The following is a 24,535-nucleotide window of genomic DNA, read 5'->3' as shown; positions in this document are numbered from 1 at the left end:
CTGCTGGTACTACCCGTAACGTTCCCGTTTGCATACGATGCTACCTTACATACCTTCTTTACGGGATTTGTGCTCTCGATGATTTTCGCCCACGGACCCATCATTTTACCGAGCGTTCTAGGGTTTCGGGGTCCGTTTTTTCATCCTGTATTATACGTAGGTAGCCTGCTGCAATCCGTCGGCTTACTGATTCGAGTGGGGGCTGATGTGACGGGCAATCCAACCGGGCGATTAGCGGGCGGCGTTTTACAGGGACTGGCGATCTTTTTGTTTCTGGGCAGTATGGTCTATGTATTACTACGTTCTAAAAAATAAACCTATTCCTGCAATCTCCCTACGGTCCGGTCTTCAGATTTTTTCAGTCGTGTAAGAGAGGATAGTTAGCCCTTGCCCTGAGGCCTGATCGACTGGGAAAGGCGTATCTTGTCTTCACTGAAAGATCGTTAGATTCAACAACTTTTCTTACAAAAGACAATTTACCCTGCTCCTATCCTACCATTCCAGCAAAAAATCGGTAACTTTTTCATTCCAAATGGGTTTAGTTAATGCTTAAGTAGTCTTGCTCTATTGATGTCCTCTTCGAATCTGCCTCCATCCATACTTTTAGCTTTGAAAGCCGCTCAGTTAGGGACGTGGCATCTGGATTCAATGACAAAAACGTTGCATGCGGATGCTTATACACAACAGTTATTGGGTATCTCGGCTCATGCCGACTACCAAACGTTTCTAGAGGGACTCCATCCCAGTTCTCAACATCAGGTTAGTCAGCTGGTTGAACGGGCTTTAAACGAAGAAATACAAATAGACCTTACGTTCCAGCGGAACGGCGATTCCAATCAGTGGATTCGCTGGTGGGGAGCGTCGGAGTTGGAAGCCGGGAGTCTGGTGCTTCGCGGCGTTGCTCAAGTAGTAACCCCGCCCGCTCCATCCACGCCTTTTCATTCGTTACAACCCCTATTTGAGCTATCGGATGATTCGATAGTGGGGCTGGCTTTACTGGATGAAAATGACTTTACTTACCTTCGGGTAAATACGTGTTATGCGGCCTTGAACGGAAGTACGGTAGAAGAGCTTCTGGGCACTTCTTTTACGAGAGCCAATCCGGAAGCGAAAAGAGTAGATCTTGAGAAAAGCTTACGGCAGGTGCTTTCTTCGGGGGTCACTCTTCGGGTTAAAGAAGTGGAAATCCCGCTGCAGTCTCAAGAAAACCGCCCCTCCCATTACGTCGATCTTACCTATCAGCCTCAGTGGAATGAGGACAGCCAGCGGTATACGCAGCTTTTAGTACTCGCCACTGATGTGACCGGACAAGTCTACATGAGAAGGGAGTTGGAAAACCAAAAGGCTCAACTTGAACACGTCATCCAATCGGCTCCGGTATCCATTGCCCGCTTGGTTGGTCCTGAATTTAAGATTTCCACCGTCAATCAGGCGTTCATCGAAATTGCCGGAAAAGGGCCTCACATATTAAATAAGCCTTTGATTGACGTAATGCCAGAAATTAAGGGACAGCCTTTTTTGGCATTACTCGAAGAAGTGTACACCGAGCAACAGATCTTTGAGCAAAAAGCGTTACCCGCCTGGATTGTCGAGAAAGGTCAGACCCGTCATAAGTTTTTTAATGTTTGCTATGCTCCATTACGCAACGATGATGGACAGAGTTACGGCGTACTCTGTTTTTCCGTTGATGTGACGGATCAAGTAAAGCTCCAGAAGCGAATTGAGCTGACGAGCCAATCCCTGCAAAATGCCGTGGATCTGGCGGAGCTGGGTACCTGGACGATTCACGTAGAAGATCAACTCCTTTCTTTTTCACCCAGTGTTAGTCGCTGGATTGGCTTTACCTCTGCTTTAACCTTCGAACAGATCAGTACCATGGCTTTAAACGCAAAGGCATTGGAAGAGGCCTTTCGAAAAGCTTTATCTAAACAGGGCAAGCGGCGACTAGAAGTAGAATTTGAAATTGTCAACCCGCAAACGAAGCAAACCTACATACTCTATGCCTTAGGTAATACTCAATTTAATGAGCAGGGCCGGGCGACGTATCTGCGTGGTTTCGTTCGGGATGTAACCGCTGAGCGGAAAATGCAGCAAGTGCTTGAAAGTAAGGTGGAAGACCGTACCCGGCAGCTAGCCACTTCCAATGAAAACTTACAAGCCAGCAACGAAGAACTGGTCCTAACCAATGAACACCTGAGTCGCTCGAATGAAAGTTTAGAACAGTTTGCGTTCATAGCCAGTCACGACCTACAGGAACCCCTTCGCAAGATTCGACAGTTTTGTGACTTACTGGTCAAATATTACCATCGGGATCAGGTCCTCAACGAAACCTATCTGGATCGTATCCGGCAGTCTGCCTCCCGAATGAGTGAGTTAGTAAGTGATTTGCTGGCTTTTTCTCAAATTTCCAACGCCACTCCCAAGTTAAAGGACGTAGACTTGAATAAAATCCTTGAACGGGTACAGGAAAACTTATTCGTTTCGCTGGAAGAAACGCAGGCTCAATTACAGATTTCTCCCCTACCGCAAGTAATGGGCGATGCCCTGCAACTTGAACAGCTTTGGCAAAACCTGGTATCCAACGCCCTGAAGTTTAGTAGCAAAGATCAAACCGGTCAAAAACAAACCCCACGCATCGTCATTGACGCTCAGATTGTACCGGCCAGCCAATTACCTAGTCCATTACAGGTAAAAGCCAAGCGGTATTACCAACTTAGCATTCAGGACAACGGCGTCGGCTTTGAAGAAAAATATGCTGAACGCATTTTTGGAGTATTCCAAAGACTCCACGGCAAGGCCGAATTCAAGGGTTCGGGTATTGGCCTATCCATCTGTCAAAAAGTAGCCCATAACCACGGCGGCTTGATTACGGCAGAAAGTCAGATCGGAAAAGGGGCCATATTTAATGTGTATTTGCCCGCCCAGTTCTAGTACTTACCTATCCAGACTAACAGTACAACGAATTCTTTTCTGAAAACGGGTACCTATCTCCAGTACTGAAAAAGCTTTACCTCGTATAGGTGATGAGCAAAAAGAGGTCCATCACTAAGTATACTGTTTCATAATCTCCCTTAATTAAACGGATCGAAGAGGTTTGATCATTCCATCCATAGATGATCGCAACCCTTTCAACCTCTAAACGTATAATCCTTTATAGCTTATAAAATCCTGCTGCACTAGTTAGAGAAGACATTAATTGAATAATTCATTGATAAAAATTGATTATATGGATAAATTTGCAATACTACGCCAGAGCGTAGATTGTATACCTAATACAGTGATCATACCGGCTTACCATTTACTCCCCAGGAGAGGTGTAGCGTAGAGGAAGGTTTGACTGTACCACGTGTACTTTACATTGCTCTATTTTTGTGTATGATTCATAATGTCACTTCTGCAATGCGTACGACCAGCACTGATTTTGATTTATGGCAAGAGTATCTTGCTGGCAATGAAGCGGCATTAGGCAATATTGCCGAAAGGTATTATTCCACATTAAAGCATTACGGTCAGAAGTTTTCCGTTAGCGATTTCGTTGTCAAAGACTGCATCCAGGACCTCTTTCTACAACTGTGGCAGAACAGAACGCAGATCAACGAAACCATTTCCGTTAAACATTACCTGCTCAAGGGACTCCGTAACCACATTTTCATTCACATTCGCTCTACCAAGCGAATGGTAAACTATGACCTTGACTGGGACATGGGGCCTCTGGAAAACATCAGTGGAGAATCCATCCTAATTGATGATGAAGCCTTTGTAAGCCGCGTTCATCAACTGAAAGAGTTGATGAGTCAGCTCTCCCCCCGCGAACGGGAAGCTATCTACCTGCACTATTATCAGGATATGAGCATTACAGAAATTGCGGAAGTCATGCAAGTTAATCGGCAATCGGTTTCTAATTTTCTGACCCGAGCCATGTCTAAAATGCGGAATCACTGCCAGCCGCAGCACTTGCTCATCTTTTTGTATTTATTTTTAAAATTTTAGTATTAAACAGAGTATGTCCGGTGGAATGCTGCATATAAGCATCAGATAACGCCAATGAAGCCGGACTATCCATGACCTCTTTTGATACTGTAGAAGATTTTTTAACCAATGACGCTTTCCGGGAGTGGATCCTGGGCCGTACGCCCCAAGACCATCCATACTGGCAGGAATGGCTCCGGCAGAATCCGCACAAGCGGGAGTTGTATGAACAGGCCGCCGCCCTTTGCCTGGTTTTAAGTGGCGATCCTCAGCCTTTAGCCGAAACTCAGTACCCGGAAGAAATTCAGCAGATCAAACAATCCTTACAAGAGGCCAAATTACGGGAGCTTTCTACCGCTAACCTTCGCGTGTATCGGCCCTCACTCCGTTGGCTGGCTCCGCTGGCAGGTTTGGCGGCGTTGGTAGTCATTGGCTTTTTTCTGAAAGATTTCATCAAGAATTCTCCTAACATTTCTAATTCAACACTGGCTGAAAAGAAAGCCTCGGCCACTAAAGATCGTTGGGAAAAGATTGTTAATTCGGGTACGTCGGATCAACTCATTACGCTTACCGACGGCTCTTCGGTTTTACTGGCTCAGGGCGGACAGCTATGGGTTAACCTTCAAGCTCAGCAGCGGGAAGTTTATTTAATTGGGGAAGGTTTCTTTGAAGTAGTTAAGGACCAGACCCGTCCATTCTGGGTGTATACGCCCGTTCTTACCACCCGGGTCGTAGGTACCAGTTTTCAGGTTCAGGCTATTCAGGATCAGAACATTGCTTTCGTAAAAGTAAAAACGGGTAAGGTCTCCGTAAACTCCATGAAAGACCCCGGTCGGTACTTGGTTCTGGAAAAAAACGAACAGGTCGAACTCGATATTCAAACGAATCAGCTCACCAAACAAACGCTAGCGATCAACCACCACCGCCCCAATGCTAGTTCGGTACTAAATGACAATCAAAACTTTGAATTTACCCCGGTTACCGAGGTTCTCAATCGCCTTCAGCATACCTATCATACCAAAATTGAATTTGACCAAGCGAATTTACGGGGCTGTACCTTCACCGGCGATTTGAATGGAGTTCCCTTTGCCGAGAAAATTAGACTGATCTGTTCGGCCGTTGAAGCTTCCTATGAAAAGCAAGGGGATACCATTTACGTGACTGGCCACAGCTGTAGTCCCTAATCCTTGCATAGTCAGCAGAATCTTTTAGTTTATCCATCTAACCTAGTACTCTTTTTCTTTTTCTGCCTCACGCGGAGAATGGGATTTCTATTGCTCATTTTTTACACCAAACTCCAGAACCTCTAACGACAATGCTTCTACCATTACACGTCCCAAAAGGCTATCAGCGGACCGTCCTTCGGCTGGTGGGCTGTTTGCTAAGTCTGCTGATTTTTCTACAGACGGAAGTTTATGCTCAGCAAGATCTGAACCGTCGCATTTCGATTGTCGTCAAAGATCAGAACGTCGAAGATGTACTCAAGCGGATTGAAAAACTCGTCGGCGTCAAGTTCATCTACAGTCGGGAAATTATCCAGTCGAAACAGAAAATCAGTTACGAAGCTCAGAATCAACCCATTCAGACGATCTTGAATGAGATTTTGAATCCGATTCAGATTACCTACGAATCAGCCGGTAATCAAATTCTGCTCAAACGAATCGTCCCGCCTACCTCAACGTTAAAAAAAGAAACCGATTTAGGGGCTGAGATCCCCATAACCGGTACTGTTTCTGACGACAAAGGCAATCCGGTGGTTGGGGTCAATATCCTGATCAAAGGTACTACGCGGGGTACCGTTACGACTAGCGATGGAACCTTTAAACTGCTGGTAGCCAGTGAAGATGATGTCTTGCTTTTCAGTTATCTGGGTTATAAAACCCAGGAAGTACGCGTAGGCAAACAAAGTTCGATCAGCCTGACCCTAAGTGACGACAATAAGGTACTCGATGAAGTAGTGGTGGTCGGCTTTGGTCTTAAAAACAAAAAGGAAACGCTTTCGGGGGCCATCTCAACGGTAAATGCCGATGAGCTATCGCATGCCAGCACCGTTACAGCCGCTGGAGCGTTGGTGGGCAAGATTCCGGGTATTGCCTTTCGTCAAAGTTCGGGTCGTCCGGGCAGTGCTCCCACCATTGAAATCCGTAACTATGGGTCTCCACTAGTTATTATCGATGGGATCCAGAAAGATTACGGCAGCTTTGCCCAACTCGACTTTAACGACATTGAGAACATCTCAATACTGAAAGATGCGTCGGCTTCCATCTACGGAATGCAGGCTGCGAATGGGGTACTGGTCGTGACGACCAAACGGGGTAAACGCAATCAGAAACCCACGATTACGCTGCAAAGTTACTATGGCCTTCAAATCCCGGCTGGTTACAACAAACCCGCCGATGCCGCCACGTACATGAAAGCCATTATTCAGGACGAAACCTATAATAATGTGCCCGATGCGGCTCGAACAATCAATCGGGAGCAGTATGATAAGTGGGTCAGAGGTACGGAACCAGGTTTTCAATCCTTCGACTGGTACAATTACATCTGGCAAACCAGGCCTCAGGTTTACGGAAGTCTGAACATTTCCGGTGGCAGTGACAACGCGGACTATTACATCAGTCTGAACCGCATTGAGCAGAAGAGTATGCTGCGGAATTTTCACGGCTTCGATCGTACCAACTTTCAAAGCAATGTCAACTTCAACATTACTAAAAAGCTTAAGGTTGGGGTACAGATGAACGGGCGTCTGGAACGAAACCGGCAACCGGGCCTTCCGGGTGATGATTACGAGTTTGCCCTACAGGCAGCTTTCCGAAATTTGCCGACCAAACGACCTTTCGTTAACGACGATCCCCGTTATCCGGGAATCTCGGCGATTGATCCTCAATTCAGCTATGGCTGGATCAATGAAGAAATGTCCGGTAAGTACGAGTCGCAGATTCGGATCATGCAAATCAACGGTACCGCCGAATACAGCATTTTCGATGGCCTCAAAGCTCGGGCCCTGGTTAGCTACTGGTACCGAAACAGCCGAACTGATTTGCGGGAAAAATCTCCGCTCTTGTACCGTTTCGACGAGGCTACCAACGCCTACGCCATTGCCTATCAGGGCAATGCCCGCTACCTGGAACGTTATGTGCAAAACGCGGAGGAGATGACCAGTAACGTACAACTCGACTACGAGAAGACCTTTGACAAGCATCACGTGCATTTGGTTACGGGGATGGAAACGAAGTCGGCTAATTACCCAAGTGTATATATTCTGGGAAGCCAGGAAGCAAATGGCATTCCATTCCTGACGACCAAATCTACGACCAACGTAGGAGATGGTATTCCTTTTAACCAGAACCGACTGGGTATTCTGGGAAGATTCAACTACGACTTTGATAACAAGTATATTATGGAGTTATCGGGTCGGTATGATGGCTCTTACTTTTACAAAAAAGGCAAACGTTTTGGCTTTTTTCCTTCCGGATCGCTGGCGTACCGGATTTCGCAGGAAGGATTCTGGAAAAATAATGCGTTCCTGAGTCAGAACATTGATGAAGTAAAAATTCGTGGTTCCTATGGCGTACTGGGGAGAGAATTAGGTAACGCTCTAACCTATATCACAGGCTATAATTTCAATCAGGGCTCAGCCATTCTGGATGGCCGGGATGTAGTTTCCAGCCGTATTACGGGTTTGGCTACCGATAACATTACCTGGGGCCGGGTATACGTACTGGATTTTGGAATCGACGTAGGCTTACTGGGCAATCGCCTTACGGCGGGTTTTGACTGGTTTGATCGTCACCAGACAGGTGAATTAGCCAGCCGATATGATGTCCTGCTACCCAACGAAATTGGTTTTAGCTTACCCGCGGAAAACCTGAACAGTGATCATACCAAAGGTATTGAAATGCACATGGGTTGGAAAGACAACGTGCGGGACTTCAATTACTTTGTGAGCGGCAATTTCACCTTTTCCCGCTGGATTACGGGGACGCGTTACAAACCCAGATGGGCCAATTCTTATGATCGCTATCGGGACGTATGGAACACGGAAGGTCGCTTCCGGGATGGTAGTTTTCAACTCGTAGCCAATGGTCAGTTTCAAAGCTGGGAGCAGATTGCCAATCACCCCATTGATCAGGATCACTACGGTAATACCACCATTCGACCCGGTGATTACATCTATCAGGATACGAATAACGACGGTTACATCAGCGATCTGGATATGAAGAACGTTACGTACCGCCTCAATAACGGAACACCCTGGTTAAACTTCGCCTTCCAGGCCGGAGCTAGCTGGAAAGGGTTCGATTTCAGAGCCGAGTTTGCCGGAGGTTCGAAGTTTACCTACGAACAGCAATGGGTGATGCGATACTTCGATGGAAACACCAATGTTTCGCAGTATCTGGCCGATAACTCTACCTGGTACAAAGACATCTGGGACAAAAACAGTGGATTTAATATCGGTAAGTATCCCCTACTGACCAAGGGCGTTAATAACTGGATGAATACCCACTGGCCCAATAGTAACTGGCAGACAAATGTTACGTATATGAAACTACGTAATCTTGAATTAGGCTATACGCTACCTGACCGGATGATCAAAAAAGCTAAACTTTCGGGCTTACGGATTTACGTGTCCGCTCAGAACATCCTGACTTTAACTAATATGCCTGGTGGCTTAGATCCGGAGATGACTGCTAATTCAGGCATCGCCTACCCTAACCCGCGGTTAGTCAATGCTGGTTTTTCCCTGAAACTGTAATACCTCTATTTACGCAAGATTATGAAACTCTCTCTTGGTTTACTGGCGATGGCTTTTCTGCTGAGTCTGGCGGGATGTACCACCGAATTGGATACCGAACCTACCAATATTTTACCCGAGCAGGGCGTCTTTACGGACAAAGCCCTGGCTCAATCGGTTCTGGCTAATTTTTACGCTTCGGTTAATTACGGTCAGACTAATAGTGATCACGGTAATTATCACTTGCTGGATGAAGCGAACCTTTCCTACGGGCCTGCGACCACGACGGATGCCGAAAAGATTATTCCCCGTGATTTTTTTCAAACGTACGATTATGGCTTGGTTCGCCGCATGAATCAGTTTCTGGTGGGCATTCGTTCGAGTGCGGCCCGATCGGCCTTACTCGAAGCAGACCGTAGTGATCTGGAAGCTCAGTGCCTCTTTTTAAGAGCCTGGTACCATTTCTGCATGGCTCGCTGTTTTGGCGGCATGCCCATTCTAGGGGATACTGTTTATACCTATGAATCGGGTATTGATCCGGTTCGGTTTCAGGTGCCGCGATCGACGGAAGCGGGAATTTATGACTATGTGATTGCCCAGTGTGACCTGGCGGCGGCTAGTCTCACTTCCTCCAAAACCACCAACGGCGGCGTTGCCAATAAATGGGCCGCCCTGATGCTTAAAGCAAGGGCTGCGGTCTATGCCGGTTCCATTGCCAATTATGGCAATAAAATCACGCCTAGTATAAGAACCCAGAATTGGGAAGCCGGTATTCCCGCGGACCAAGCAAGTAAATACTACAAAATTGCCCTTGAAACGGCTGAGCAGGTCATTCAACAAAGCCCTTACGTTTTGCAGATTGATCCTACGAACCTGGGCGAATCCTTTTATAAAGCAACGAGTGTAAAGTCGGGGAATACAGAAGTAATCTGGGCGATGGATCGACTACGGCCCAATGTGGTGACTCAGTTTACGAACTTCACCATGCCCTACTCGCACCGGGATTATACGGACGGAAATGCCCTCGGCGTAGTGTTGAATCTGGTCGAAGCCTTTGAAAACAAAGATGGCAGTGCTCCACAAATCAAGACGAAAAATGACGATGGGAGTTATGTATTCTATAATTCCGTAGAAGATCCTTTCACGAAAAAAGATGCTCGCCTCTGGGGAACGGTCCTCTACCCTAATGCTCCTTATCGGCAGACGCCCGTCATTCTGCAGGCCGGACAGCTTAACAAATCAGGTAATGAATACGTGATCCGAACTTCCAGTGCTGGCGGTCGGGATCCGGAAGGAAATCTCATTACTTCGATCAATGGACCGGTAGCTAATTCGGACAATTTTGTTAATAAAACCGGTTTTCTGGTTCGGAAATTCCTGGACGAAACACCCAATGCGGGACTTAATCCGGGTTTTAGCGAAATGTGGTGGCCGAGATTCCGTATTGCGGAAGCGTATCTGATTGCCGCCGAAGCCGCTTTCGAGCTGGGCGATAAATCCAAAGCAGTGACGAACCTGAACGCTACCCGTCGTCGGGGAGGAATCACGCCCGTAACCGAATCAACGATTACGTTCAACCACATTGTCAATGAATATCGGGTTGAATTCGCTTTTGAAGATCATCGGTATTGGGACTTAAAACGTTGGCGATTAGCCCATACCATCTGGAACGGTACGCCCAATGATCCCACGGCTCAGATGTACTCCCTGTTTCCTTATAAAGTAGTAGCTGCGGGCGATGCGAATAATGGCAAATGGGTCTTTACAAAACAGGTCTCGTACAAGATGGCCCCCAATCCCCGCAATTTCCCTTTGATGAACTACTACATGGCGATTCAGCCCAGCTGGCGAGCTAATAACCCCAAACTGGTATACAACCCTTTACAATAGTACTGATCTCATGACTATACCATCACTTTTTTATCGTCTGCTCCTTGTTCTACCGGTGCTTTTCCTGGCAGGCTGTAGCACGGAAATTGATAACTGGGACTACCCTACTTCCAAGGTTTCGGGCCAGTTTCTCTATAAAGGACAACCCATGCAACTCATGGGCACCGCTTCTGATGCGAACGGCTCAAACATGCTTCAGCTCCACCAAACGGGCGAAGGCTGGATTCAGGGCTTTGTGAAGGTATTCTCCAGGGAGGACGGCAGTTATACCATTAATACGTTCGATGGAGATTATTACATCAACCTGACTCCCGGGCGGGGCCCGTGGGTACCCAATACCGATACCTTACGGTTTTCCCTGAAAGGCGAAGAGAAGAATATCAATTTTGAGGTAACGCCTTATTTCTGGCTGAGTGATTTCAAGAGTAATTATCAGGATTCGGTCTTCACCGCCACGTTCAATCTAGAACAAGTAGTTGCTTCGGCTAGTATGGAAAAGGCAGTGATCCACCTCGCTCCAACGGCCATCGTGGACAATACTTCTAAGGTCTACGAAAAAGCGTTTACCACCGTGGTACCGGGCATTAATACCATCACCCTAAACTTAAAGGCCTTATCAAACGCCGAAAAAACAAATCTGAAGCGAACGGGCTTTTTGTTTGCACGGATTGGAATTAAAACCCGGAATGTGTCCGATTTGATTTATTCCAAAACCGTACCGCTTACGCCCTGATTTTTCTTAGGAATTTTCAAAAATACTCAGCTTCACCGGCTCATCTTTTTATTGTATTAAAGGCTGAAGGTTACATACCGGCTGGCATCCATAGATTCAGCGGGTTTCAAAGTGACGTGTTTTGTACCCTTGGTGCAAAGACTGATTATGTATTTTAGCGGAAGTTTTTACATCCCGGTGCCTTAGGTACCGGGATGTTTTATGATCTGCTTTACCCGTAAAGTAGGCTTTCAAGTGCCGCTTTTTTCCAGCATCGCAGTATCTTCGGTATACACTCGGGCTCACTGCTGATTTACAACATCGCCAATCTTTTAGTATTTAGTCTGTACCGTAGCCAGTAAGTCGTGAGGGTAGCCCTTTGGCTGAGCACTGACGGCATCTAGTCGTGCCACTTGACTTTCACTGAGGCTGATGTGGATTCCCTTTAAACTCGTCTCCAGATGATCTCTATTGCGGGCACCAATGATGGGAAAGACTCCTTTACTCCGTACCCACGCCAGTGCCAGCTGCCCCGGCGTGGCGTCCATTTCGCTAGTCATTCGCACTAGTTCATCTATAATAGCTTTGGTGCGGTCATCTTCCTGATAGCCATCGGTGTTTAATCGGGTGAGTCGTCCAGTAGAACCTTGTCGGTACTTACCGGTTAGTACGCCTCCCGCTATCGGGGAATAGGCCATCTTACCTAAGCCAAAGTAATCGGCCATGGGCGTCACTTCCCGCTCGGCGGTTCGTTCTAAAAGGTTGTATTCAAATTGAATCGCTGCTAGCGGTATCGAAGTGGCCAGAGAAGCCGCTTTCCAGGCGGGAAAATTAGCTACTCCCGTGTATAAAACTTTACCCGCTTTCACTAGGTCTTCCAAACCCCGAGCGACTTCTTCCAGCGGCGTAATGCCATCGTCAAAATGTGGGATATACAGATCAATGTAATCGGTTTTCAGTCGCTTTAAGCTACTTTCTATCGCCTGCCGCATGGCTTTACGGTGATTCCCGGTATGGGCTACCGAGGCCGTAGGCTGACTGCTTAGCGTATATTTGGTACAAAAGATAAAATCCTGCCGATTAGACTCGGTGAACCTACTGATAATCTCTTCCGCCTGCCCAAATTGATACCGGTCCGATACATCGATGAAGTTTCCACCCGCATCGGCATACGCCGAAAGAATGCGTAGAGCCTCTTCAGGAGCGGTACCGTAGCCACTGCGATCCCCTAATTGCGAGCCGCCCAAAATGAGTTCACTCGCGGGTAAACCCGTCTGGGTTCCGAATAGTTTGTAGTTCATTTGACAAAGGACCGCCTTAAGTAAGGCAGAGTCAAGTACGGCTAAATTCAGCCGTACCAATTTTTTTTATCTTTGTTAGGATGTACGAGCGAAAACTACCCGTTGAAATCGAATGCGGTCTGCACCTGTTCATGGAAGTACTGAACGGTAAATGGAAGATTAAACTCCTTTGGTGCATTCATTCAGGCATTCAGCGACCAGGCGAATTGCAACGCAAAATTGCTAAAGCGTCCCGGCGATTGCTGGATACCCAGTTAAGCCAGTTAGTAGAACATGGAATCCTGATCAAAACTACATTTGATGAAAAACCTTCAAGGGTGGAGTATACGCTCACGCCCTTGGGTGAATCTTTGATCCCCGTCATTGAATCCACAGCGAGATGGGGAGAGGCTCATCGGGAGGTATTAGAACCCTTGGTTAGCAAAGAGCAATCGGCAGGTTAATCAAGCCACAGACGATTCGCTTGCGTATACAAGCAAAAGCTAGAATGTCCGATTTGTCCAATTTACGAGGGTGGCTGACCACCAATTTTGTACCCTCAATGAAAGACAAATCACATGAAACTGAATCACATTAACATCGTCGTTACGGACGTTCCTCCAGCAATCCACCTGTTCGAAAATCAGTTAGGATTTAAATGCATTGTCAATCGAAAAGATAGGATGGCTGTTTTAACCAATACGGATGAATTTGCCTTGGTTTTATGGTCTTCACAACTGAATAAGGAGCAGACCGTGCAGTACCCCGAAAATTTCCATATTGGTTTTTATCAACCTGACCGCGAAGCCGTAATAGCTATCTATGAAAAGCTTCAGGGTGAAGCGGTGACGTTTGAGAGTGAGCCCAAGCAAATAAGAAACACCTTCGGTTTTTATTTTCATTTTGACCATCTGATGATTGAAATTAGCGTCATTCCTGCTTCATTTGATTAGACAAGTGGTTCGCCCCATACGTACGATCTGCCGTTGCGATCGTCACTCATTCTGCTTCTTCAGGCGAAATCATTCGTTGTAATCATCCCCCAACTGGATAAATCGGACATTTCGTTGTTGGTAGAGCTGTTTAGGCGTATTACCCGTATGCTTTTTTGTTTGTCTGATGAAATGGGATTGGTCGTAGTAATACCCTTGTGGGTAGAAATCACCTGCTCCAATTTGAGGTAAGGAGGAAAAAAAGGCCAGTTGTTCTAAATACTCCTTGAGCGGCAGTCCAAACGTTGTAGTGAAGTACCGATTGATCTGTCGAGCAGCCCAGCCTGTTTCGAGGGCCAACTGCTGCACCGATATAGCTCCCTTCGAGCGATAGACCCAATCTAACAGCTTCTGTTTCCTGGGGTCGATGCTCAGCGAATGGAGTTGCTCCTGAAGCTGTACACTTATGATTTCAACAAAAGCATCCAGAGAGGTTTGGGTAGACAACTCAAACCTCTCTGGGTAATTGAGTTCTTGACTGGAATTAGCGGGTAGCGTGGTTTTGAGTAGATACTCAACGGCTAACAGTTTGAAACGAACGCCAAACAAGACTGCCTGATCAGGAATCGTTATTTCCAGCCCGTGAGTGGATAAGCCAAAAATGTTTATTCGCGGTGGTTGATTGGGAAGAATAGAGCAAATCCATTCAATACCTGCATCAGGAAAAATCGTATACTGACTATGGGTACCACTCGTATTTTGTGTCTTCCAGAAAGTAAAAACAAAATCTTGAAGCCGTTCGCTAGGTGCATGATCTGAATAATGAATAATCATACGATCACTGAAATAGGGTTACAGGATGAGTTCTGATAATCTTATGACGCTGATTACAACTGTTTGTTAAGTACCCACTCATTTGGAGTAGTTCAACGGCGATATTATTATGATGAAACAATAGCCGTAGAACGAAGTCTACCTACGAGTAGAATACGATTCGTGATTGGATCCCAAACGTTAGTTCTTACTCGTCCATTTCTTGGGTTTCATTCCCATGCATTCTTCGAAGAGCCTGCCGAAATGACTCAGGTTCGTAAACCCAAGACGGTAGCCCGCTTCGGATACCGAAAGTCGCTCCTCCTTCAAAAGCCGGGCGGCTTCCTGCATTCGCAGATGCTGAAAATAGTCATACAAGCCTTTGCCGAATATTTGCTTGAAAAGCTTACGCAATTTCAATTCATTCATTCCACTCAATTTAACCAATTCAACGAGGGTCAATGCCCGATCTAACGAGGCACTCATCGCATTCCTCACCCGGTAAATGGCCTCCACTTCCGCCGTACTCATCGACCGATAAGGACTTGCTTGCCGGTAAGCCAGATTTTTAAACAGAAAATAAAGCAGATTTAGCGATTTCAGGCGATAGTAGGCATCCAGAAGTGCTCCTTCGGGAGCTGCCGTAACGATCTCATCTACCAGTACGGCGATCTCGGGGGACATGAATTCTTCAATCCAAAAGGTATTCTCTGCTTCAAAGAGCTGGCTAAACTTGGACTGATCTTTTCCAAGAAACTGTCTTAAGTAATCCATCTCGATCAATATCGTAATCTGCTTGATATGCGATTGTTTGGGAAAGCTAACTTCACTAGCTATACGTGAAGGCGTTATTCGCACGTGCGGCCTTTCCTGCACGAACTCCTTGCCAGTATCTGCTACCGTTTCTTGTCCATGCTTGAACATATTTTGAAAGGAAATTAACAGCCCCTTCTCGATAACTGTAATGGGCTTACGTTCATAGGTGAATCCTTCCCTGGAAACTAGCGACCGGATCATCATCATCATTTCGGGTAGAAAGTCGACTACTCTCATCTCCTGAAACTCCAGAGAATTCAACCCGCTTACCGGATCAGAAGCCGATACTCCCAATTTATCTGCCAGTTGAAGCATTTGTTGGCTATCGTTGGAGACCCGCATGATTTTGGACTATTATTATTCGTTTTACCGCTATTTTACCCGTAAACCTACGAATACTTTTGCCAAGTCTATTAACAAAAGACGTAGCGTCATGAAAAAGCGAATTATTATTTCAGGCGGAGGCATAGCAGGGCTCACCGCCGCCATTTTTCTTCAAAAACAGGGTCATGAAGTAACTATTCTAGAGCGGGCCAAAGAGTTTACGAATGCGGGGTATCTGCTCTCCCTCAAGAACTTCGGAGTAAAGATTATGGAGGAGCTTCACTTGGCTGGGCCCTTACGCCAAGCAGCAACGCCCTCTAACTTCATGGACTTTGTGGATGGCCAAGGAAGCCTTATTCGGCGTATCAGTTACCAAAAAATGAGTGAAGGAATGGAGCCATCCATCACCCTCACCCGGGGTGACCTTCACCACGAAATTTATCAGGCCATAAAGGACAAAGTCAATATCCGGATGGCTACCTGCATTGACGCCGTAGAACAGGATGCCCATCAAGTCAGGGTTACGTTAGGTACTACAGAAACCCTGGAAGCGGATGCTCTCATCATTGCTGAGGGCCTGCGATCCACTACTCGCGAGAAATGCTTTGAAGACAGCCAGTTAGAAGATTTTAACGTCTTTTACGTGGGAGGCCGGTTAGCTAAAAACCATTCGTATCAGGTCGGTTCCTTTCAATCCTTCATTGATGTCCACCAGATGCTTTCCATCTATCCCATCAGTAGGGATGAAGTGGCCATCCAATGCTATATTCATCAAACCCAGGCGGTTACCACTCTGCGGCAAAATGCCAAGCAGCTGTTGCAGCAATCGTTCCAAAATTACTCCGTAGAAGTGCAGACTTTGATAGCCGAATTACTCGAAAGCGGATTGGTCTTCGCCGACAAAATGGGGATGGTTCTTGCTCCTAACTTAGTTCAGGGAAGAGTCCTTTTGCTAGGGGATGCGGGCTATTGCCCTACGGCTCTATCCGGGATGGGAGCATCCTTATCCATTTACGGAGCAAAGGCGTTGGCACATTTCATGGCCGATTCCCCCAACGATCTCTTGCGAGCATTTTCGAATTACAATGCGGTTATGCAACCCATCGCTAAGAAATTTCAAAGTAATGCCCGAACTAATGCCGCCTCTTTTCTACCGGAAAACGAATTGAATCTACAGGCCTTCATTTCTTCTTTCAAGAACGCTTCCGAAGCCGAGGCTCACCATCGGTTGACGGATCAAATCATTCTTACGAATGATCAATTGCAATTTGTCCTTCACTAAGTACGCGATGAAACTCAAAAAGGCAGTACCTGTTCTCGCTGGATTTGCTACTATCGCAGGTCTAAGTTCCGTTTTTGCCCGTATCCAGGGTACGTTTGGGCCAGCCGCCAACGCCTGGTTAGGGCAGGCTTCAGTGCCTACGACCGCTATACCTTTCATCAGTATAAAGCTTTTGGGCCTTTACTGTAGTTGTATACTTGGGGGAATGCTAACTACGCGGTTAGGGGGTACGCGAAGGGAAAATCTTTGGGTGGGGGCTATCACGTCCTTGATGATTGGATGGCTTTGGCTGAATACGGTACATCCCTTTGGCTTTTGGATTTTGTTGATGCTTGGCGTCGTCCCGTGCGTTTTATTAGGTTATAGATGGGCTAGAAAGACTTCGTGAGTTACTGAAAAATACTGTTTTCATGGCAGCTACTTGGGGTATTGACCCGTTAGCCGTAATGAAAACAGTATTTCGTTTAAGCCTCCTTATAAGTCTTTTGCGTTCTGTTCAATCAATGCTGCCATCGTTGCATTAAAGGTGGTTAGCTCAATTCCCAACTGCTGAAAAAATTCTAAATCAGCCGTTTCCACACTAATAATGGCTTTCTGCAGTACTATTTCTCCATCCGGCGTCAGTTTGATGATCTTCGCCCGCGTATCGGTTGGGTGCTCCTGACGCGTGATGAATTTCTTCTCTTCCAGGGTTCTGAGTACTTTGGATACCATCATCCGGTCGGCATTGCTCTGATGAGCTATATCGATCTGCGTCACCTGATCATTTTCTCTGGATAACCAGGCTATGGCACAGAGCAGTGCGAACTGCGTATGCGTCAAATCCAACGGATCTAAGATCCGCTTTTGTTTCCGCTGCCATAAGAGGGTCAGTTGTCCCAGCAGATAGCCCGGACTGTCTTCGGGCTTTTTGAAATGGAATTCAATTTTTTGGGACATCGTTGGGGAGTAGCATTTGTGAAGAAATGAGTTCGAAGTCAGGTCGTCCGATCTCGAAGAAACCAAAACGGAATGGATAGCCCCAGCTTTTCTTGTTACGGATAAAATTCAGTTCCTGAATTAACGGTAAAATGGAAACATCCCTACTGGGCAAAAAGGAAATGTTACGTCTGGAAGGGCAAAAGTCCTCGGACACCCGAAACTCATAGGCCTCGTCATCCATAACCGTTCCAATAGCCGTAAATTCTTGGCAGACCTCGGGTTTTCCCAAGGTCTGCTTTCCCGAATAATAAATAATGAAATCATTCTTACGCATTCGCTTTAAGGGCGAAGCCTTTCCATGGCAGGCCTGAGCAATTCCTTGGGCAAGGCCGGCTTTGACATGATCTTTCGATGCCACGATGATCCAGTATCTAGTCTCCTTATTCATAGTGAGCCTCTTAGTTAGCCTTCAGAAAGGTGATGTTGTAGCCGTCAGGATCTTTGGCAATGAGGATTTTCCCGAAAGGTGTTACCTGAATCGGTCCCAATAGCATTACCTGCTTGGCTACTAACTCAGCCTGCAAATCCTCTATTTCTTCATCGATAGCGAACCAGAGTGAGGTACCAATGCCCAGTTCTTTTCCTTCTAGATTACTAATGGGCGTTCGGATGGCGAAACTGGCCTCACCCTGCTTGTACTTAAAAACACAGGCTTGTGGGTTGGGAATACCCGCTTCTTCAAATCCGAGTTTGTTCGTGTAAAAGTCCTTCGAAGCTTCAAGATTTATAACTTGAAGGGAGGCAAATTCTAATCTTCTCATCTTATACATATATTGTTGTCACAAATATAGTATATTCGACTACAATATGAAATGTTTTTTAACTACTACGGTTTGGCCGGGGCAATCTTCTACGAAGAGATATGGAATTTAGCTTCGCATGGATATATAAGTAGAGCCTGTTGCGGTTCGAATACCTGACCCATTTGCTACTGACGGTACCGAATTCTATGATTACTGTTTCTATACTGAGCATCGATTGTTTTGCGGAAACCACTCGTATTTGCTTTCCTTTGTATAGTATTTTCTCACGGGAAAGTGAACACTGCTTAAACACGTATGGCCACTACGAAGAAAGATTATTGTAATTGTCTGGAGACCATAAAGCCCGTTCGGGATACCCTGGACGTCATTAATGGGAAGTGGAAACTGCCCATTATTATTTCGGTTTCGGTTGGTAATGAACGGTTCACGGACATTCAGAACAGTGTTCCGGGCATCACGCCTAAGGTATTAGCCAAGGAATTAAAAGAATTGGAAGAGCACAAACTCATTAAGCGAACCATCATTGAGGGGTACCCAGTCAAGATCTTATACCAAGCCGAAGCCTACGCCGATACGCTAACGCCCATTATTTATGCGTTGAAGGAGTGGGGACTTAAGCACCGGAAGAAGATTATGCACGAAGATTGTTAAGATGAATTCTGACTTGATCTTAGTCGCAGTGTTCAGTACGCTATGAAGCGTATAATCACACGTTGATTGATCTTAACTCTTTTTAAAGTCTTTTTCTAAAGAAGCGATCCTAAGATTACTGTTGGAAACAAAGAAAAAGGGCGTGAGAATTCACGCCCTTTTTCTTTGTTTCCGTTTTGAACGAAGCGATTCCAGAAATGAATCCGTAGTAACTCGCTTGTACTAATGGTTAAGAAGCCAGTACGGCATCACTTTCGATCTTTTTATTTTCATTGATTTCCTTCATCACTTCGGCAAAGCCCCGGATCGATTTTATCCGGTCTTCAAAAGCATACGTGGTGGATACGGCAATCAGCTCATTGACCTGCGTTTCGGCCAAAAATGCCTCAAGATGCCTTTTTACCGTTGCCTTACTGCCCACGAAGGAATATTTCAGCATTTGATGCAGCGTCGGATGTTTCAGGATCTGTCTCAACTCGTCCGTCATTTCGGTCGGCGGTTGTAAAGCATCCTTTGCTCCCGTTAGTACCCCAAGAAACATGCGGATGAGGGTTGTGAATAATCCTTCGGCTTCTTCATCCGTATCGGCAATCAATACATTGACGCCAGCAATCGTATACGGTTGACTTAAAAACGGAGAAGGTTGAAATTCCCGGCGGTAGATCGCTAAAGCATTCAACAAATGCGTCGAAGCAAAGTGACTGGCAAACGCATAGGGTAATCCTTTTTTCGCGGCCAAATGAGCACTATCCGTACTGGATCCCAAAATATACAGGGGCACCTCCGTACCTTCCGCAATGGGAGCCCGTACCTTCGAACCTTGGTTCTCTTTGGAAAAATACGCTTGTATTTTCGCCACTTCCTGGGGAAATGACTGGGCGGCCTCCATAAAATCGGATCGAATGGCATGAGCCGTTTGTCCATCCGTACCCGGGGCTCGGCCCAAACCCAGATCAATACGGTTTGGGTACAGCTGAGCCAGGGTACCAAACTGTTCGGCCACAATCAAGGGCGAATGGTTGGGCAGCATAATCCCCCCCGAACCGACTCGCAACGTACGCGTATTTTCGGCTACGTAACCAATCAGGATGGCAGGAGCATTACTACCGATGTGGTCCGCATTATGGTGCTCAGCAAACCAATAGCGGGTATAGTTTAAAGCCTCCGCTTCTTGAGCTAGGGCTAACGAATTATTCAAGGTTTCCTTAATTGTTCCTCCCTGCGGAGCAAGGGCCAGTTCTAAAAGGGAATAGGCTATCGTTTGATTATTTAGCATGGCTTTGTATCATTGAATGGGTACTTGGCAATAGAATCTTATCCGGTAAGACATAACTTCTCGGAAGCATGAGCCTGTAAATGTATACACGTCTGCTTTCTTTTGTATAGCACTTTCCTAAAGGAAAGTGAAATGTTTTTCTAGTCCGTGGTTCTTCCAAAAAAGGGTGTAATAGACTAGGCGAAGAAAGACTTATGACCTACGGGAATGCCTGGTAAACAAAAACGGCTGGTGATCGTTTCCAAACCCCTCGAAAACAAGTATTTTCTCACCAACCTACGGGATTTAACTTAAAGAAAAGGCGTACTCATTCGCCGATGCATTTATGCCTCTGAGTCGTATACGATTTACTTGATGTACTCCCCAAGTTGAAACTTCAACGAGAGGGTGTTTCCCTTGTCTATAAATCCCAATCTCATTCATTTTCTATTGATTAAATAACTAATTTTTTAGTTATTTGTCTTACTTTAGTCGGCAAGTAGCATTTTAAACCTCACCGACTATGAATTATACGCTTTACGCCTGGACCGGCCTACTCATTAGCTTGTTTACCCTACCCGCCGTACTGGCTCAGTCCGAAAACAGCTATTTGAGTAATCAGCAGATTCAGGCTACCCTCAGTGATAGTTCGGAGCTAAGCTTCGATATGGCGGCCTGGCATTACTCCTTTATCGGAGAATACAACAAGTCCCTGGCTGCCTTTGACCATAACCTTACAGCCGATTCGCTAGCTCAGATATCCCCCCTCCCTCCCAATACGGTCTTTACTCCAGCTGCTGCGTACATAGTAAAGCAGAGTCGAGGAAAAAAGCTCGTCATCATCAATGAAGCCCATCATCAGCCCTTGCACCGCGTCTTTACTGAATCATTACTGGAAGGTTTGTATGCCCAGGGTTTTCGGTATTTGGGCCTGGAAACGCTGGCCGAAGACTCCCTCATCAATCTTCGCAAGTGGCCGCTGGTGGAGGACGGTTATTACTCAAGGGAACCGCAATTTGGAAACTTGCTTCGCAAAGCCCTAAACTTAGGTTTTCGCGTGTTCGGATATGAAGGAGATAGTAGTGGCAGCGTTCGGGAAAAAGGACAAGCTCGCAACATTTACCAAGTTCTACAGAAAGACCCAACCGCTAAAATACTCATTCATTGTGGATTTGCTCATGTCGTGGAAGGCCCTTACCCGAGCTGGGGAAAAGCCATGGCAGGCGAGCTAAAAGCCTTATCGGGACTGGACCCTCTGACCATTGAGCAGCAGGAACTAACCGAGCACAGTGAGCCCGCTTACGAATCTGCTTACTACAATCCGGGTACGCTGACCTACGCAGCGATTTTACTCGACAAACAGGGTCATCCGATCCGTTTAGATGGGGAAAGTGAGGTAACAGACCTACAGGTGATTCATCCCCGGAGTCAATTCGTACATGGAAGGCCCCGCTGGCTACTCAGAAACGGATCCTGGCGGGAAGTCAGCTTGAAAAAAATTCGGTTTCAGGTCGCTTTTCCCTGCCTGGTCAAAGCCTACTATCCCGAAGAAGAGAACAGTGTGCCAGTGGATCAGATCGAACTCCGCAGTCCAGCTCAACAATCACTCATCTTACCGCCAGGATCCTTTGTTGTGGAGTTAACCGATTCCCAGGGAAAAACGCAGAAAGAAACCCTTACGGTCAAATAGCCGGAGCGTCAACAGAAACTTGATACAGGATGATGCTCACCTAACTAATTTTTACACAAATGACTTGCTGAAGCATCAATCCAAAACAATGACTGACTTGCCAATGCTCTTTTGGTGACGGGCCTCTTTGTAGGCTTCTCTGACGTCGCTCAAGGCATACGTCTTCGCCAGTTCAATCTGAAGCCCGGTTACGGCTAGATTCGCTAATGTGTTGAACCCCTCCACCGTGGGTTTCAAAATCAAGATCTTATGCTTCTTGCCGGAAAAGAGATTGTTTAGAAACGAAGAGAGAAGTGTCAAAGGCGAAGGTAGTGTACTGACGAAGACCCCTTTAGACTTCATCAACGACTTGGCCTCGCTCAGGGATAACTTAGTGGATAAATCAATAAGGACGTCGAAACGTTGCGTGAGCTGATTGATGGGCTGCTTCGTATAGTCAATAACCGTATCCGCTCCCCATTGGGCGGCTGCGGTAAAGGCATCGGTGCTTACCACGGCCGTGACACGGGCTCCGCGTTTTTTGGCAATCTGTACGGCAAATACGCCGATTCCACCGCTGGCTCCGTTGATTAGTACCTCTTGTTTTGGCCTTACTGCGGCTAGCTGATCCATGATTTGCAGGGCGGATAATCCGGTTACCGGCAAAGCAGCGGCTTGTTCGAACGAGATAGAGGCCGGTTTTGGAGCAATGTCGCTTTCTTTGACGACGATGTATTCGGCTAATGCTCCGCCTTTAAATACGTCCAGTAAACCCATGACCGCCTCTCCCACTTTGAAACGAGTAATGGTACTGCCCGCTTGTTCGACAATTCCCGAGAAATCGACACCTACTGATTTAGGGAAACGGGAACCTGACATTAATTTCATTTCTCCCCCGTAGACTTTCCAGTCCAGCGGATTTATTGAAACCGCTTTTACCCGGATTAACAATTGATTGTTTTCAATACTTGGCACCGCTTGCTCTACTAGTTCAAGCACGCTTTCATCGCCAAAGTGGTTGTAGGTTACTTTTTTCATGATGGTTTCGTTATTTTATTTTTAGAAAACAGCCTTTCGTCTTTGTACTAAGGATCGCGGGCAGGAGCATTTATCACCCGGTATCCCTAGTTTTAATTACTAATTATTAGCTATGAGTAAGCCCTGAGAATATTCTTCATGGACCACCTAAACCTAAACTCCGTCCTATCGCATGCGGGCCATGCCCACGTGGTTTTTCAAGGGTAGCTCGCCTTTTGAAAGAAGTAGTAGTACTATTTTCATTGCTGTGTGTTTGAATGATTATATAGCAAAGGTGGTCGGACTCTAGAACTATAAATAGCACAAAAAGTCGGAAAAATAGTCGAATGCGACAGAGGTGTATCACTGCCTGATGACTTAGGTACGTTTAGTTGAAGTGAATGGAAGGCGTTAGCCCGAGTTTGTCGGATTCGACTGATTTACGGTCCTATCGGGATATTTTCCGTCCTAAAATCGCCCGAGTTTTGTGGGGTACTTAAAACCATTGGTATGGAAAATCACACAAAACCGTTGACCATTGCCCCTGAAGCAGGGAATAGTATTTCCGTTGCGGGTAACAACTATCGAATCCTGGTTACGGGGAAAGACACGGGCGGGGCCTTTGCTACGATTGATATGCTAATCCCCCCGGGTGGCGGACCGGGTCCGCACGCTCACGCAGATTTTGAGGAATCCTTTTACGTAGTGCAAGGCGAAGTAGAATTCAAATCCGAGTTTGGTACCTACGTAGCAACCCAGGGATCGTTCATTAGCATTCCCAAAGGGGGCGTGGTGCACGGCTTCAAAAACAAGACCCAGCAGACGGCCCATCTGCTATGCACGGTGGTACCGGCGGGTCTGGAGTTATTCTTCGAAGAGGTCGGTCAACCGGTGGCAACGGGGCAGTTTCTACCGCCACCCGTACTGGATGCAGCTACGCTGAAAAGGTTCCAGGGTATTGCTGAAAAACACGGTCAGCAACTCTTTCCACCTAATTATTTAGATAAGTAGAGTCTTACGAATACGAGTATCGCTTCGGATTTAGTCCGTAATGCTTTTCAAACAGTCGGCTGAAGTGGCTTAAATTAGAAAACCCCAGCTCGTAACCGACTTCGCCCACGGAATGCTTTCCCTGTTTTAACAGAAAAGCGGCTTCTTCCATCCGGGCTTGTTGGTAATAATTGTAGATGGTCGTGCCGAACGTTTGCTTGAAAAGCTGTTTTAGCTTGGTTTCGCTCATGGCCGCCACTTGTGCCAAATTACGGATGACGGGCGGTACGCTCAAATCATTGATAATCTCAGTCCGGATGTGCAGGAGCCTTTCCGCATCTACACTACTGACGGTTTGGTGAGTCGTATTCTCCCGTAAGGACAAGGTATGAAAAACCTGATACAGCAATTCCTGTGCTTTGATCTGGACGTAAAAGTTACTGAGGTGATCCTCC

At 46.5% G+C, this 24,535-nt stretch carries 21 protein-coding genes and 1 pseudogene; 13 read left to right on the top strand and 9 right to left on the bottom strand.

Annotation, left to right across the window (positions count from 1 at the left end; genetic code table 11):
- The 7 genes and pseudogenes from ACOJTG_RS01625 to ACOJTG_RS01595 form a co-directional block, all read left to right on the top strand.
- Positions 1-315 (top strand): annotated as a pseudogene (locus ACOJTG_RS01625) (hypothetical protein); the annotation flags it as partial.
- Positions 316-648: 333 nt separating this feature from the next.
- Positions 649-2,931 carry an ATP-binding protein gene (locus tag ACOJTG_RS01620; RefSeq protein WP_420152210.1) on the top strand — a complete coding sequence of 761 codons (2,283 nt, stop codon included), beginning with the start codon at positions 649-651 and terminating at the stop codon, positions 2,929-2,931.
- Between the two features lie 468 nt (positions 2,932-3,399).
- Positions 3,400-3,990, top strand: coding sequence for an RNA polymerase sigma factor (locus ACOJTG_RS01615; RefSeq protein WP_420152209.1), 591 nt, complete (start codon positions 3,400-3,402; stop codon positions 3,988-3,990).
- A 71-nt stretch (positions 3,991-4,061) separates the two neighbouring features.
- A complete protein-coding gene (locus ACOJTG_RS01610; protein WP_420152208.1) occupies positions 4,062-5,153 on the top strand; it encodes a FecR family protein in 1,092 nt (363 codons plus the stop codon).
- A 131-nt stretch (positions 5,154-5,284) separates the two neighbouring features.
- A complete protein-coding gene (locus ACOJTG_RS01605; protein WP_420152207.1) occupies positions 5,285-8,725 on the top strand; it encodes a SusC/RagA family TonB-linked outer membrane protein in 3,441 nt (1,146 codons plus the stop codon).
- Between the two features lie 21 nt (positions 8,726-8,746).
- Positions 8,747-10,594, top strand: coding sequence for a RagB/SusD family nutrient uptake outer membrane protein (locus ACOJTG_RS01600; RefSeq protein ID WP_420152206.1), 1,848 nt, complete (start codon positions 8,747-8,749; stop codon positions 10,592-10,594).
- A 10-nt stretch (positions 10,595-10,604) separates the two neighbouring features.
- Entirely contained in the window at positions 10,605-11,327 is a 723-nt protein-coding gene (locus tag ACOJTG_RS01595) for a DUF3823 domain-containing protein (RefSeq protein WP_420152205.1), read from the top strand.
- 311 nt (positions 11,328-11,638) lie between these two features.
- Here ACOJTG_RS01595 and ACOJTG_RS01590 read toward each other — a convergent pair whose 3' ends face one another.
- Positions 11,639-12,607, bottom strand: coding sequence for an aldo/keto reductase (locus tag ACOJTG_RS01590; RefSeq protein ID WP_420152204.1), 969 nt, complete (start codon positions 12,605-12,607; stop codon positions 11,639-11,641).
- 80 nt (positions 12,608-12,687) lie between these two features.
- Here ACOJTG_RS01590 and ACOJTG_RS01585 point away from each other — a divergent pair, with 80 nt between their 5' ends.
- Together ACOJTG_RS01585 and ACOJTG_RS01580 are read left to right on the top strand one after the other, a co-directional pair.
- Positions 12,688-13,050, top strand: coding sequence for a winged helix-turn-helix transcriptional regulator (locus ACOJTG_RS01585; RefSeq protein ID WP_420152203.1), 363 nt, complete (start codon positions 12,688-12,690; stop codon positions 13,048-13,050).
- Between the two features lie 114 nt (positions 13,051-13,164).
- Positions 13,165-13,539, top strand: a complete 375-nt coding sequence (locus ACOJTG_RS01580; protein ID WP_420152202.1) for a VOC family protein — start codon at positions 13,165-13,167, stop codon at positions 13,537-13,539.
- Between the two features lie 69 nt (positions 13,540-13,608).
- On the opposite strand, the gene ACOJTG_RS01575 is transcribed toward ACOJTG_RS01580, so the two are convergent.
- Together ACOJTG_RS01575 and ACOJTG_RS01570 are read right to left on the bottom strand one after the other, a co-directional pair.
- Positions 13,609-14,352: a DUF6597 domain-containing transcriptional factor gene (locus tag ACOJTG_RS01575; RefSeq protein ID WP_420152201.1), complete on the bottom strand. Its 744-nt coding sequence runs from the start codon at positions 14,350-14,352 to the stop codon at positions 13,609-13,611.
- 180 nt (positions 14,353-14,532) lie between these two features.
- A complete protein-coding gene (locus tag ACOJTG_RS01570) occupies positions 14,533-15,489 on the bottom strand; it encodes a helix-turn-helix domain-containing protein (protein ID WP_420152200.1) in 957 nt (318 codons plus the stop codon).
- Positions 15,490-15,580: 91 nt separating this feature from the next.
- Between ACOJTG_RS01570 and ACOJTG_RS01565 the strand changes: the two genes are divergently transcribed.
- The gene (locus ACOJTG_RS01565) at positions 15,581-16,753 is read left to right on the top strand and encodes an FAD-dependent oxidoreductase (protein WP_420152199.1); all 1,173 of its coding nucleotides are present in this window, start codon (positions 15,581-15,583) and stop codon (positions 16,751-16,753) included.
- Positions 16,754-17,227: 474 nt separating this feature from the next.
- Here the strand turns inward: ACOJTG_RS01565 and ACOJTG_RS01560 are convergent, their stop codons facing one another.
- From ACOJTG_RS01560 to ACOJTG_RS01550, 3 genes are read right to left on the bottom strand one after another with little or no spacing between them, the layout of a single operon-like run.
- The gene (locus ACOJTG_RS01560) at positions 17,228-17,692 is read right to left on the bottom strand and encodes a MarR family winged helix-turn-helix transcriptional regulator (protein ID WP_420152198.1); all 465 of its coding nucleotides are present in this window, start codon (positions 17,690-17,692) and stop codon (positions 17,228-17,230) included.
- Positions 17,676-18,122, bottom strand: coding sequence for an EVE domain-containing protein (locus ACOJTG_RS01555; RefSeq protein ID WP_420152197.1), 447 nt, complete (start codon positions 18,120-18,122; stop codon positions 17,676-17,678). Before ACOJTG_RS01555 ends, ACOJTG_RS01560 begins: the two co-directional genes overlap by 17 nt.
- 10 nt (positions 18,123-18,132) lie before the next feature.
- Complete coding sequence (locus ACOJTG_RS01550; protein ID WP_420152196.1) at positions 18,133-18,495, bottom strand: VOC family protein; 363 nt, start codon at positions 18,493-18,495, stop codon at positions 18,133-18,135.
- Between the two features lie 297 nt (positions 18,496-18,792).
- Between ACOJTG_RS01550 and ACOJTG_RS01545 the strand changes: the two genes are divergently transcribed.
- Complete coding sequence (locus tag ACOJTG_RS01545) at positions 18,793-19,149, top strand: winged helix-turn-helix transcriptional regulator (RefSeq protein WP_420152195.1); 357 nt, start codon at positions 18,793-18,795, stop codon at positions 19,147-19,149.
- Between the two features lie 229 nt (positions 19,150-19,378).
- On the opposite strand, the gene ACOJTG_RS01540 is transcribed toward ACOJTG_RS01545, so the two are convergent.
- Positions 19,379-20,425 carry an LLM class flavin-dependent oxidoreductase gene (locus ACOJTG_RS01540; RefSeq protein WP_420152194.1) on the bottom strand — a complete coding sequence of 349 codons (1,047 nt, stop codon included), beginning with the start codon at positions 20,423-20,425 and terminating at the stop codon, positions 19,379-19,381.
- Positions 20,426-20,927: 502 nt separating this feature from the next.
- On the opposite strand from ACOJTG_RS01540, the gene ACOJTG_RS01535 reads away from it, so the two are divergent.
- Positions 20,928-22,094 (top strand): hypothetical protein, encoded by a 1,167-nt coding sequence (locus ACOJTG_RS01535; protein WP_420152193.1) that lies wholly within the window; start codon positions 20,928-20,930, stop codon positions 22,092-22,094.
- Between the two features lie 75 nt (positions 22,095-22,169).
- On the opposite strand, the gene ACOJTG_RS01530 is transcribed toward ACOJTG_RS01535, so the two are convergent.
- Positions 22,170-23,111 carry an NAD(P)-dependent alcohol dehydrogenase gene (locus ACOJTG_RS01530; RefSeq protein WP_420152192.1) on the bottom strand — a complete coding sequence of 314 codons (942 nt, stop codon included), beginning with the start codon at positions 23,109-23,111 and terminating at the stop codon, positions 22,170-22,172.
- Between the two features lie 489 nt (positions 23,112-23,600).
- On the opposite strand from ACOJTG_RS01530, the gene ACOJTG_RS01525 reads away from it, so the two are divergent.
- The gene (locus tag ACOJTG_RS01525) at positions 23,601-24,101 is read left to right on the top strand and encodes a cupin domain-containing protein (RefSeq protein ID WP_420152191.1); all 501 of its coding nucleotides are present in this window, start codon (positions 23,601-23,603) and stop codon (positions 24,099-24,101) included.
- Between the two features lie 4 nt (positions 24,102-24,105).
- Here ACOJTG_RS01525 and ACOJTG_RS01520 read toward each other — a convergent pair.
- The coding region (locus tag ACOJTG_RS01520; protein WP_420152190.1) for a helix-turn-helix transcriptional regulator at positions 24,106-24,535 on the bottom strand (430 nt) is incomplete at its 5' end.

Source organism: Siphonobacter sp. (genome assembly GCF_048595215.1).
Classification (GTDB): domain Bacteria; phylum Bacteroidota; class Bacteroidia; order Cytophagales; family Spirosomataceae; genus Siphonobacter.
Note: the sequence above shows the minus strand (reverse complement) of the source record. Positions and strands in the feature narration are given on the sequence as shown.